Consider the following 11,634-nt stretch of genomic DNA (forward strand, 5'->3'; position numbering starts at 1 on the left):
TCCGTGGGCAAGGACATTGCTCCGCTCAAGGACGCTTACAGCATTGAAGAGCTGAAGACCCTCGACGTGATTCTGACCTGCCAGGGTGGCGACTACACCAGCGAAGTCTTCCCGAAACTGCGCGAAGCCGGCTGGCAGGGTTACTGGATCGACGCCGCTTCCAGCCTGCGCATGCAGGATGACGCGGTGATCGTGCTGGACCCGGTGAACCGCAAGGTCATCGACCAGCAGCTCGACGCGGGCACCAAGAACTACATCGGCGGCAACTGCACCGTCAGCCTGATGCTGATGGGCCTGGGCGGTCTGTTCGAAGCCGGCCTGGTCGAGTGGATGAGCGCCATGACTTATCAGGCGGCCTCCGGTGCCGGCGCGCAGAACATGCGTGAACTGATCAAGCAAATGGGCGCGACCCACGCCGCTGTCGCCGATCAACTGGCCGACCCGGCCAGCGCGATCCTCGACATCGACCGCCGTGTGGCCGAAGCCATGCGCAGCGACGCGTATCCGACTGAAAACTTCGGCGTACCGCTGGCCGGCAGCCTGATCCCGTGGATCGACAAGGAACTGCCGAACGGCCAGAGCCGCGAAGAGTGGAAGGCCCAGGCCGAGACCAACAAGATCCTCGGTCGCTTCAAGAGCCCGATCCCGGTCGATGGCATCTGCGTGCGCATCGGCGCCATGCGTTGCCACAGCCAGGCGCTGACCATCAAGCTGAACAAAGACGTGCCGATCGCTGATATCGAAGGGCTGATCAGCCAGCACAACCCTTGGGTCAAGCTGGTACCGAACAACCGCGAAGCCAGCATCCAGGAACTGAGCCCGACGAAAGTCACCGGCACCCTGAATGTACCGGTTGGCCGTCTGCGCAAGCTGAACATGGGCACCCAGTACGTTGGCGCTTTCACCGTTGGCGACCAACTGCTGTGGGGCGCGGCCGAACCGCTGCGTCGCATGCTGCGGATCCTGCTTGAGCGTTGATCGTTTAAAGCTGTGAAAGAACCCGTGCCTTGAAAGAGGCACGGGTTTTTTTATGGGTGATGTGTCGCCAGTGAGGTCCTCTTCGCGGGCAAGCCTCGCTCCTACATGGGATCGCGCTGCACTTGTAGGAGCGAGGCTTGCCCGCGAAGAGGCCTGCACAACCACCACAAATCCCCGACCGAATTGCCTGCACGCCACCCACCCGGTAAAGTGCCGCTCCCCCCGTTTCGCCAGAGGTAGAACCATGAGCCAGTCCTTCGATATTGCCGTGATCGGCGCCACCGGTACTGTCGGCGAAACGCTCGTGCAGATTCTCGAAGAGCGGGACTTCCCGGTCGCCAACCTGCACCTGTTGGCCAGCAGCGAATCCGCCGGGCATTCGGTACCGTTTCGCGGCAAGAACGTGCGCGTGCGCGAAGTCGATGAGTTCGATTTCAGCAAGGTTCAGCTGGTGTTCTTCGCCGCCGGCCCGGCAGTCACCCTGAGTTTCGCCTCCCGTGCCCGCGCGGCCGGTTGCTCGCTGATCGACCTGTCCGGCGCACTGTCGGCCGATGAAGCGCCGCAAATCGTGCCGGAAGCCAACGCCCACGTACTGGCCGGTCTGAAAAAGCCATTCCAAGTCAGCAGCCCGAGCCCGTCGGCCACCACACTGGCCGTGGTGCTCGCGCCGTTGCTCGACGTGGTCGACCTGCAATGGGTCAACGTGACCGCCAGCCTGGCCGTCTCCGCCCAGGGCCGCGAAGCCGTGACTGAACTGGCCCGGCAGACCGCGGAGCTGCTCAACGTGCGTCCGCTGGAGCCGACATTCTTCGATCGGCAGATGGCGTTCAACCTGCTGGCTCAGGTCGGCAAACCTGACGAGCAAGGTCATACGCTGCTGGAAAAGCGCCTGGTGCGAGAGCTGCGTCAGGTCATGGCGCTACCTTTATTAAAGATTTCCGCAACTTGCATTCAAGCCCCGGTGTTTTTTGGCGATAGCTTTAGCGTGACCTTGCAGTCATCGAGCGCAGTCGACCTGGCTAAAGTCAACGCCGCCCTGGAAGACGCGCCGGGTATCGAACTGGTGGAAGCCGGCGATTACCCGACACCAGTAGGTGATGCGGTCGGGCAGGATGTGGTCTACGTTGGTCGGGTACGCAGCGGTGTCGACGACCTGTCGGAACTTAATTTGTGGCTGACGTCAGATAACGTACGCAAAGGCGCGGCGCTCAATGCTGTGCAGGTGGCTGAATTGTTGATAAAAGACCTGCTGTAAAAGATACTTGGCAACAATTTGTCGAATGATTCTAGCCGAGCGCTATGCTTGGCCGGAGTGCTAAAGGCAAGTCACCCTACGGGACTTTCCGGGGCATCAAAGAAATGATCGCGCGCGACGACCCTTCGCCGCCGCGCGCAATGCCTTACGGCAGCGACTTTCAATACCTTCTCGCTGGCCGAGGAATGTTCAAACAAAGGATGAGGCTATGGTTCAAGTTCGCAAACTGGTGTTAGCAATAGCGGCCGCCTCGGCGCTGTCCTCCGGTATGGCGCATGCTCTCGGGCTCGGGGAACTGACCCTGAAATCGACGCTGAACCAGCCTCTGGTCGCAGAAATCGAGCTGCTCGACGTCAAGGACCTCACCGCTGCCGAAGTGGTGCCGAGCCTGGCTTCGCCGGAAGATTTCGCCAAGGCCGGGGTTGATCGCCAGGCGTTTCTCAACGACCTGACCTTCACTCCCGTGCTCAACGCCAGCGGCAAAAGCATTCTGCGCGTGACCTCTAGCAAACCGCTCTCCGAACCGATGGTGAAATTCCTAGTTCAGGTGATGTGGCCTAACGGTCGCTTGCTGCGCGATTACAGCGTGCTGCTCGATCCGTCCAAATTCTCGCCGCAAACTGCCGATGCCGCCGCCCAACCTGCGCCGTCCCAGGCAGTGACCGCACCGATGACCGGTGCCACCAAGCCAACGACCTACACCACCACGCCGCGCGATACCCTGTGGGAAATCGCGGCCAAGGCGCGCAATGGCGGCTCGGTGCAGCAAACCATGCTGGCCATCCAGGCGCTGAACCCGGATGCGTTCATCAACGGCAACATCAACTTGCTGAAAACCGGCCAGGTCCTGCGCATGCCGGATCAGGTGCAAAGCACCAGCCTGCCGCAGCCCAAGGCCATCGCTGAAGTCGCCGCGCAAAACACCGCGTGGCGCCAGGGTCGTCGCTATGTGGCCAAGCCTGGCACTGGCCAGCAGCAACTCGATGCCACCAAGCGTGGGAGTGCCGATGCCACTCCGACCCAGGCAGCGAAAGACAAGCTGAGCCTGGTGTCTGCCGAATCCGGCAAGGGCCGTAAGGGCGCCGCCGGTGATGCGAAGAACTTGAGCAACAAACTGGCGGTGACCCAGGAAAGCCTCGACACGACCCGTCGTGACAACGCCGAACTGAAAAGCCGCATGACCGATCTGCAAAGTCAGCTGGACAAGCTGCAACGCCTGATCGAACTGAAAAACAATCAACTGGCCAAGTTGCAGGCTGAAGGCGCAGCTGCTCCAGCGGCGACGGCGGCTGCTCCGGCGATCTCGGCGCAACTGACGCCTGCTCCTGCACCGGCGGCAACCCCGGCTGAAGCTGCACCGACCGCCACCGCTCCGGTTACGCCTGCGCCTGTGGTGACCGCACCTGAGGCCACACCGGCCCCGGCTGAAACCCCAGTCGAAGCGACGCCTGCCGCGTCCGACAACCAGAAGTTCAACGACCTGCTGACCAACCCGATCCTGTTGGGTCTGGTGGGCGGTGGTGCCATCGTCCTGCTGCTGTTGCTGTTGCTGCTGGCCCGTCGCCGCAAAGCCCAGCAAGAAGCCGAAAAGCACCTGCGCATGGCGCGTGCCCTGGCTGAAGAGCAAGAGTTTTCCACCGAGCAAGACTTGCCGGAAAGCAGCTTCGAAGGCCTTGAAGTTCCGCCGCCAGCGGTGACGCTCACCAAGCCAGGGGCGCCAGTACCTCCGCCAGCCCCGGCTCCGGTGATTGCGCCGGTCATCGTCACTCCGCCGATCGCCGCACCGCTGGTTTCGCCAGCCGCCGAGCGCAACGATGACGTACTGAGCCACGCTCAGTCGCACATCAACGCGGGTCGCCTGAATCAGGCAGCCGCGTTGCTCGAAGACGGTATCAAGCAAGAACCGCAACGCAGCGACCTGCGCCTGAAGCTGATGGAAGTCTACGGTCAGCAAGGCGATCGTGATGCGTTCGTCGCCCAGGAACGCCAACTGGTGGCCAATGGCGATAACTTCGCCCGGGTCGAACAGCTGAAAAGCCGTTTCCCGGCCATGGCCCTCGCGGCGGCCGGTGGTATCGCTGCCGCTGCCATTGCCGCCGAACTGGACGCCCAGTACGTCAAAGACCTGCTGCTGGATGAACCTGAAGCGCCAACCCCGGCCGCTGAAGACGATCTCGACAGCGCGTTCGACTTGAGCCTGGATGATCTGGAAAACGCTTCTCCGGCAGTGGTTGCTCCAACGCCTGCACCGGAACCCTTGGCCGAGCTGGACGAATTCCCGCTGGACGACGACCTGAGCTTTGAGTCGGTGCTGCAGCAGCAGACCGACATCAAGGAAAACCTCGATGACCTGTCGGACTTCGATCTGGATCTGGACCTCGGTGGCGATGCTTCGCCAGCGACCCTGGCCGAAGACGATTTCCTGCTGGACCTGGACGAAGGCGTGAAAGACCTGCCTCCTTTCGATGCGCCAACCGTGAACGAAGCGGCGTTGGATGACCTGGAACTGCCGGCCGATTTCGACCTGTCCCTGGCTGACGAAATGGATGTTCCTGAGCCTAAGGATGCGTTCGCGGCTGAGCTGGATGACGTCAACGCCGAGCTGGATCGTCTGTCCCAGACCATCAACGAGCCCACCTTCACCGCCGAAGACGCGGCCGCCTCGGTGGCTGACGAGCCGGAATTCGATTTCCTCTCCGGCACCGATGAAGTCGCGACCAAACTCGATCTGGCCCAGGCCTACATCGACATGGGCGACAACGACGGCGCCCGTGACATCCTCAACGAAGTGGTGACCGAGGGTGATGCAGGGCAGAAGAGCGAAGCCAAGGAAATGCTATCGCGCCTGGCTTGATAGTTGAGTCAGTTGTAAACAAAACGGCAGCCCATCGGGGCTGCCGTTTTTGTTTCAGCTTTGAATAAGCGGTGTTTGGTCTAATGCCTTCGCGAGCAGGCTCGCTCCCACAAGGTTTTGTGTACACCGCAAAGCCAATGTGGGAGCGAGCCTGCTCGCGAAGAGGCCCTAACATTCAGCATCAATGTTTAAGCCAACAGATCCTCATAAAACGCACCAAACGGCCGGGTAGGGTGGGCAATCTGGATCTCCAGAATCCACAACCCGACATTCGGGCAATCCTCAAAATTGCCCAAATCCCCTGCACGATAAATTGCATGGGGAAAATCGCTGACCCGATGCCCCTTGATCTCCAGGTTCAACTTCCAGCCCATCGCGCTCGCTTGCTCATCGGCATAGCGATACAACTCGGGCCCTGCCACCTGTTGCGTGCGCCAATAATCGTGGACCTGATCAAACAGGGTTTTCGCCGCCACGGCACACGCCTTCATCTCGGGATCGTCGCCAACCGTGAAGGTCGCGCCTGAATCGCCTTCGTGACGATCCCAGACCACGCCGAGGTCGATAAAGAAAATATCGTTTTGCGCCAGCACCGGATCACCGTCGGAGCGCTGCTTGAAGGTTTTCAGGGTGTTTTCGCCGAAACGGATCTTTGATGGGTGCCAGATGCGGTCCATGCCCAGTTCGTTCAGCACTTCAAGACTCATCGCCTGGGCTTCGGATTCCAGCATGCCGGGTTTGACGCGGCGGGCCATCTCTTCGATGGCTTCCCAGGTCTTGCGTTTGGCGTGGAGCATGCCGTCCAGGCTATAAGCCAGGCCTACGGCTTCTTTGAGGGTGGCGGTCATCATCAGGTCTCGGTTTTATGTTTTCGTTGTGTAGTCATCTATATAGCGAAGTCGGCGGGAGCGATGCAATGGTCCAAACGCCACACAGCTCTGGCGTCATCGACCTGCGGCCTTATAATGCCCGCCTTTGCGTAGATCAGCAGGCTGTCACCCCTTGGCAAATATAGATAATCCGGCCGCTGAAATGGCGGCCGACGGCTTTTTCCGGGTCGCGTTGGGCGTTGAATACAAAGGCTCGCGTTATCGCGGCTGGCAGCGTCAGGCCTCTGGCGTGCTGACCGTGCAGGAAACCCTCGAAAATGCGCTGTCCAAAGTCGCCGATTCGCCAGTGTCACTGCATTGCGCCGGGCGCACCGATGCGGGCGTGCATGCCTGCGGCCAAGTGGTGCATTTCGACACTCAGGTCGAGCGCTCGCTGAAAGCCTGGGTCATGGGCGCCAACATCAATTTGCCCCACGACGTCAGCGTCAGTTGGGCGCAGGTCATGCCGGCGCATTTTCATGCGCGGTTCAAGGCCATCGCCCGGCGCTATCGCTACGTGATCTACAACGATCAGATCCGCCCGGCGCACCTGAACGAAGAAATCACCTGGAACCATCGTCCGCTGGGCGTCGAGCGCATGGCCGAAGCCGCGCAGTACCTGGTGGGCACTCACGACTTCAGCGCTTTCCGTGCCGGGCAATGTCAGGCCAAGTCGCCGATCAAGGAATTGCACCACCTGCGGGTGACGCGGCACGGCAAGATGATCGTGCTCGATATCCGCGCCAGCGCTTTCCTGCATCACATGGTGCGCAACATCGCCGGAGTGCTGATGACCATTGGCTCCGGCGAGCGCCCGGTGGAGTGGATGAAAGAAGTGCTGGAGAGCCGCATTCGCCGTTCCGGCGGCGTGACGGCGCACCCGTACGGCCTGTATCTGGTGCAGGTGGAATACCGCGATGAGTTCCAGTTGCCCGAGCGTTACATTGGGCCGCACTTCTTGACCGGTTTCGCCGAACTTGACGGCTGACGCCCTCGAACGCATTTGTTACCATCCGGGACTTTCTCGGATTTGCCTTGGGGTTTTATCGACATGTCAGCCGTTCGCAGCAAGATTTGTGGGATTACCCGCATAGAAGATGCGCTGGCAGCAGTCGAGGCCGGGGCCGATGCCATCGGGTTTGTGTTTTACGCCAAGAGCCCACGGGCGGTGACGTTTCAGCAGGCGAGGGCGATTATCAAGGCCTTGCCGCCGTTCGTGACCACCGTGGGTTTGTTCGTCAATGTCAGTCGCTGCGAGTTGGGAGAAATCCTGGATGCGGTGCCGTTGGACCTGCTGCAGTTCCACGGTGACGAAACCGCTGACGAATGCGAAGGCTGGCATCGACCGTACATCAAGGCCCTGCGGGTCAAGGCCGGGGATGATATTGCGGCGGCATGCGATGCGTTTCCGAGTGCCAGCGGTATCCTGCTCGATGCCTATGTCGAAGGGGTGCCGGGCGGAACCGGCGAAGCGTTCGACTGGTCATTGATACCGCAAGGCTTGAGCAAGCCGATCATTCTCGCGGGCGGGCTCAACCCTGAAAACGTTGCCGAGGCGATAGCCCGGGTCCGGCCGTATGCGGTGGATGTCAGCGGTGGAGTAGAGGCGAGCAAAGGCATCAAGGATCACGCAAAGATCCGCGCATTTATCAAAGCGGTACGTGATGTGACGGCTGGCTAACTGCCGCCGTCCATAACTTCACTTGCACGAAAGCAGGCACGGCTGAGGGTTTTTGGGGTGTACGCAGGTCAGTCTCGCTGACCCGGCAACCCGCTGATCATCGCCACACACATGAATTTAGCTCAAGGGCATACGCGGGGCTGCGAACCAAAGCGTTCGGGCCGCCGGTACTGGAGAAAGAAAGCATGAGCAACTGGTTAGTAGACAAACTGATCCCTTCGATCATGCGTTCCGAGGTCAAGAAGAGCTCGGTGCCTGAAGGTCTTTGGCACAAATGCCCGTCTTGCGAGGCTGTGCTGTATCGTCCAGAGCTGGAAAAGACCCTGGACGTTTGCCCCAAGTGCAACCACCACATGCGTATCGGCGCCCGCGCCCGTATCGACATCTTCCTCGACGCTGAAGGCCGTGCCGAACTGGGCGCTGACCTGGAGCCGGTTGACCGTCTGAAATTCCGCGACGGCAAGAAGTACAAGGATCGCCTGACCGCTGCGCAAAAGGCGACTGGCGAAAAAGACGCACTGATCTCCATGAGCGGCACCCTGCTGGGCATGCCGGTGGTTGTCTCGGCGTTCGAATTCTCCTTCATGGGCGGTTCCATGGGCGCCATCGTCGGTGAGCGCTTCGTTCGCGCCGCCAACTACGCGCTGGAAAACAAATGCCCGATGATCTGCTTCGCCGCCTCCGGTGGTGCGCGGATGCAGGAAGCCCTGATCTCGCTGATGCAAATGGCCAAGACCTCCGCGGTATTGGCGCGTCTGCGTGAAGAAGGCATTCCGTTTATCTCGGTACTGACCGACCCGGTCTACGGCGGCGTTTCCGCCAGTCTGGCGATGCTTGGCGACGTGATCGTCGGTGAGCCGAAAGCCCTGATCGGCTTCGCCGGTCCGCGCGTAATCGAGCAGACCGTGCGTGAAAAACTGCCGGAAGGCTTCCAGCGCAGCGAGTTCCTGCTGGAACACGGCGCGATCGACATGATCATTCACCGTCAGGAACTGCGTCCGCGCCTGGGTAACCTGCTGGCACAAATGATGGGCCTGCCGACGCCGAAATTCGTCGCCGCGCCAATCGAGCCAATCGTGGTTCCGCCGGTACCTGCCAACATATGACCCAACGTACCCTTGGCGAGTGGCTCGCCTACCTTGAGCAGTTGCACCCTTCGGCCATCGACATGGGCCTGGAGCGCTCGCAACAGGTAGCGTCCCGCATGGGACTGGGCAAGCCGGCGCCTCGGGTGATCACGGTCACCGGCACCAACGGCAAGGGTTCCACCTGTGCATTCGTGGCTTCGTTGCTGCGGGCGCAGGGCCTGACCGTTGGTGTCTACAGTTCTCCGCACCTGCTGCGTTACAACGAGCGGGTGCAGGTCAACGGCGTTGAAGCTTCTGATGCCGAGCTGTGCGAAGCCTTTGCTGCGGTCGAGGCTGGCCGTGGCGAGACGACCCTGACCTACTTCGAAATGGGCACTCTGGCGGCGTTCTGGCTGTTTCAACAAGCCAGTCTCGATGCGGTGGTGCTGGAAGTCGGCCTGGGCGGGCGTCTGGACACGGTTAACGTGGTGGATGCCGATATCGCGCTGGTCACCAGCATCGGCGTCGATCACGCCGATTACCTGGGCAATACTCGTGAGTCCGTGGCCTTCGAGAAGGCCGGCATTTTCCGCCAAGGCGCGCCTGCGCTGTGTGGCGATCTGAATCCTCCCCAACCCCTGCTGGACAAAGCGCGCGAGCTGGCTTGCCCGTTTTTCCTGCGTGGGCGCGATTTCGACCTCGGCATCACCAATCAAAACTGGCAATGGCGCGGCCTCGACGCCCAAGGGCGCGTGGTCGAGTTGCATGACTTGCCGTTGCTGGATCTGCCGATGGAAAACGCGGCGCTGGCGCTGCAGGCTTACTTGCTGCTCGGTTTGCCGTGGGTCGACGCACAGATTATTGAAGCGTTGAAAGCTACACGGATCGTCGGTCGTCTCGATCGCCGGCAGTTCGAGTGGCAGGGCAAGCAGTTAAATGTGTTGCTGGATGTGGGGCACAACCCGCATGCGGCAGAGTATCTGGCCCGGCGCTTGGCCAGTCGTCCACCGGTTGGCAAGCGTCTGGCGGTGTTCGGATTGCTGGCGGACAAGGATCTGGATGGTGTTGTCGGCGAATTGAATGCTAGTGTCCAGTCATGGGCTGTCGCGCCACTGGATTCGCCACGGGCGCGTCCGGTTGCGGATTTACACGCGGCCTTGCAGAACCTTGGCGCGTCGGTAACGTCCTATGGCAGTGTGGCGGCCGCCCTGGAAGGGCAGTGCGCACTGGCGACGAGCGACGACGAGATTCTGTTGTTCGGATCATTTTATTGTGTTGCCGAGGCCCTTGAATGGTTGGCCCGGCGCTCCACGGAGGAAGCGGCAAATGGCTTTGCTGGATAAGGCGTACAAACAGCGCATGGTCGGTGCCTTGGTGCTGATCGCGCTGGCAGTGATTTTCTTGCCGATGCTGTTTTCCCGTCAGGACGAACAGCGTCAGGTGACGGTGCAGGCGCCATCTGCGCCGCAAGCACCGTCGGTGCCGCAGTTGCAGGTCGAGCCAGTGGTGGTGCCTGAACCGCAAGTTTTGCCTCAGGAACCCGTGCCGAGCGACGACGAGATTGCCGATCAGCAAGCGCCATCGACACCGATTGCTCCGGCTGCTCCCGTGGTTTCGACCCCGGCACCTGCCGCAAAACCGGTAACGCCGCCACCTGCGCCTGTCGCTAAACCGGCACCGGCCCAGCCGATTGCCGCCGCACCGGCGAAGCCAGACACCACCCAGAGCCGCGTCGATGCCAATGGCTTGTCAGTCAGTTGGTCGGTGCAACTGGCCAGTCTGTCGAGCCGCGCCAGCGCCGAAAGCCTGCAGAAATCCCTGCGCAGCCAGGGTTACAACGCCTACATCCGTACCGCCGATGGCAAGAATCGGGTGTTTGTCGGGCCGCTGATCGAGCGTGCAGAAGCCGATCGCCTGCGTGATTTGTTGGGTCGCCAGCAGAACCTCAAAGGTTTTGTCGTACGTTTCCAGCCTGAACGCGGCTAACGTAGCAGCTGCCGAGCCCGCGAGGCTGCGTCCGGCTGCGAAGCAGTCGTAAACCCTGTGTCCACGGTCTTATTGAGTGGTCGCGGCGGCTGAATCTGCGACTGCTGCGCAGTCGAACGCAGGCTTCGCCAGCTGCTACAGGACGTAGCGCTGCTCGATAAGGGTTAATACTATCGCCCCGATTTGAAATGCACTGACAATCGCAGCTTACCGATAAGCATGGGCTCTGCTAAAATGCGCCGCCTTATCCGTCTGTAGGCTGCACTGTGCCATTTACCTGGGTTGACTGGGCGATCGTTGCAATCGTCGCCATCTCCGCATTGATCAGTCTGAGCCGCGGCTTCGTTAAAGAAGCATTATCGCTGGTGACCTGGATCATCGCAGGAGTCGTCGCCTGGATGTTCGGTGGTTCATTGTCCGAGTACCTCGCCGGATACATCGAAACGCCTTCGGCTCGTGTGATCACGGGCTGCGCCATCATGTTTGTCGCCACGTTAATCGTAGGCGCAATGATCAATTATCTTATCGGCGAGTTGGTTCGCGTCACCGGGCTGTCCGGGACCGATCGATTCCTCGGCATGGCCTTCGGCGCCGCGCGTGGCGTATTGCTGGTGGTCGTGGCGGTCGGGCTGTTGAGCCTGGGGCCGGTACAGCAGGACAGCTGGTGGAAAGAATCACAGCTGGTGCCAAAATTTTTATTGGTCGCAGACTGGTCCAAAAACCTGATCCTCGGGTGGAGCAGTCAGTGGCTTGCCAGCGGAATCAGCGTACCCGCTGAAATTCCGTTCAAGGATCACCTCTTGCCGACGGCCAAAACGCCTCAGTGAGTGGTGTTCAGTTCAGATCCATTAAGTAGGGGTTGCGTCGCATGTGTGGCATCGTCGGTATCGTCGGTAATTCGAACGTCGGTCTGGGGGTGGTTGGGGGGGTGGGGGGGGTGCGGC

At 60.7% G+C, this 11,634-nt stretch carries 10 protein-coding genes; 9 read left to right on the forward strand and 1 reads right to left on the reverse strand.

Going from position 1 to position 11,634, the window contains the following annotated elements; translation table 11 throughout:
- The 3 genes from asd to ACIOYV_RS26850 all read left to right on the forward strand — a co-directional run.
- A partial coding sequence (asd, locus tag ACIOYV_RS26840) for an aspartate-semialdehyde dehydrogenase (protein WP_401328542.1) occupies positions 1 to 978 on the forward strand: 978 nt, incomplete at its 5' end.
- 244 nt (positions 979 to 1,222) lie between these two features.
- Positions 1,223 to 2,233: an aspartate-semialdehyde dehydrogenase gene (locus ACIOYV_RS26845; RefSeq protein WP_401328544.1), complete on the forward strand. Its 1,011-nt coding sequence runs from the start codon at positions 1,223 to 1,225 to the stop codon at positions 2,231 to 2,233.
- A gap of 208 nt (positions 2,234 to 2,441) precedes the next feature.
- On the forward strand, positions 2,442 to 5,087 hold the full coding sequence (locus ACIOYV_RS26850) for a FimV/HubP family polar landmark protein (protein WP_401328547.1): 2,646 nt from the start codon (positions 2,442 to 2,444) through the stop codon (positions 5,085 to 5,087).
- 188 nt (positions 5,088 to 5,275) lie between these two features.
- Here the strand turns inward: ACIOYV_RS26850 and ACIOYV_RS26855 are convergent, their stop codons facing one another.
- A complete protein-coding gene (locus ACIOYV_RS26855; RefSeq protein WP_401328707.1) occupies positions 5,276 to 5,935 on the reverse strand; it encodes a M24 family metallopeptidase in 660 nt (219 codons plus the stop codon).
- A 184-nt stretch (positions 5,936 to 6,119) separates the two neighbouring features.
- Here ACIOYV_RS26855 and truA point away from each other — a divergent pair, with 184 nt between their 5' ends.
- From truA to ACIOYV_RS26885, 6 genes are all read left to right on the forward strand, one after another.
- On the forward strand, positions 6,120 to 6,944 hold the full coding sequence (truA, locus tag ACIOYV_RS26860; protein WP_401328710.1) for a tRNA pseudouridine(38-40) synthase TruA: 825 nt from the start codon (positions 6,120 to 6,122) through the stop codon (positions 6,942 to 6,944).
- Between the two features lie 63 nt (positions 6,945 to 7,007).
- Entirely contained in the window at positions 7,008 to 7,637 is a 630-nt protein-coding gene (locus ACIOYV_RS26865; RefSeq protein WP_054052933.1) for a phosphoribosylanthranilate isomerase, read from the forward strand.
- A gap of 185 nt (positions 7,638 to 7,822) precedes the next feature.
- Complete coding sequence (gene accD, locus ACIOYV_RS26870) at positions 7,823 to 8,743, forward strand: acetyl-CoA carboxylase, carboxyltransferase subunit beta (RefSeq protein WP_054052935.1); 921 nt, start codon at positions 7,823 to 7,825, stop codon at positions 8,741 to 8,743.
- Complete coding sequence (gene folC, locus ACIOYV_RS26875) at positions 8,740 to 10,047, forward strand: bifunctional tetrahydrofolate synthase/dihydrofolate synthase (RefSeq protein ID WP_401328552.1); 1,308 nt, start codon at positions 8,740 to 8,742, stop codon at positions 10,045 to 10,047. The genes accD and folC overlap by 4 nt, the downstream gene beginning before the upstream one ends.
- Entirely contained in the window at positions 10,031 to 10,690 is a 660-nt protein-coding gene (locus tag ACIOYV_RS26880; RefSeq protein WP_054615510.1) for an SPOR domain-containing protein, read from the forward strand. Before folC ends, ACIOYV_RS26880 begins: the two co-directional genes overlap by 17 nt.
- 266 nt (positions 10,691 to 10,956) lie before the next feature.
- Positions 10,957 to 11,517, forward strand: coding sequence for a CvpA family protein (locus ACIOYV_RS26885; RefSeq protein ID WP_054615509.1), 561 nt, complete (start codon positions 10,957 to 10,959; stop codon positions 11,515 to 11,517).
- Positions 11,518 to 11,634: the final 117 nt, after the last annotated feature.

The sequence above is a fragment of the Pseudomonas sp. NPDC087342 genome, from assembly GCF_044744265.1.
Classification (GTDB): Bacteria; Pseudomonadota; Gammaproteobacteria; order Pseudomonadales; family Pseudomonadaceae; genus Aquipseudomonas; species Aquipseudomonas nunensis.

Coding starts and splice junctions, on each gene's coding strand:
- ACIOYV_RS26845 (WP_401328544.1), top strand. CDS start 1,223: ATGAGCCAGTCCTTCGATATTGCCGTGATCGGCGCCACCGGTACTGTC.
- ACIOYV_RS26850 (WP_401328547.1), top strand. CDS start 2,442: ATGGTTCAAGTTCGCAAACTGGTGTTAGCAATAGCGGCCGCCTCGGCG.
- ACIOYV_RS26855 (WP_401328707.1), bottom strand. CDS start 5,935: ATGACCGCCACCCTCAAAGAAGCCGTAGGCCTGGCTTATAGCCTGGAC.
- truA (WP_401328710.1), top strand. CDS start 6,120: ATGGCGGCCGACGGCTTTTTCCGGGTCGCGTTGGGCGTTGAATACAAA.
- ACIOYV_RS26865 (WP_054052933.1), top strand. CDS start 7,008: ATGTCAGCCGTTCGCAGCAAGATTTGTGGGATTACCCGCATAGAAGAT.
- accD (WP_054052935.1), top strand. CDS start 7,823: ATGAGCAACTGGTTAGTAGACAAACTGATCCCTTCGATCATGCGTTCC.
- folC (WP_401328552.1), top strand. CDS start 8,740: ATGACCCAACGTACCCTTGGCGAGTGGCTCGCCTACCTTGAGCAGTTG.
- ACIOYV_RS26880 (WP_054615510.1), top strand. CDS start 10,031: ATGGCTTTGCTGGATAAGGCGTACAAACAGCGCATGGTCGGTGCCTTG.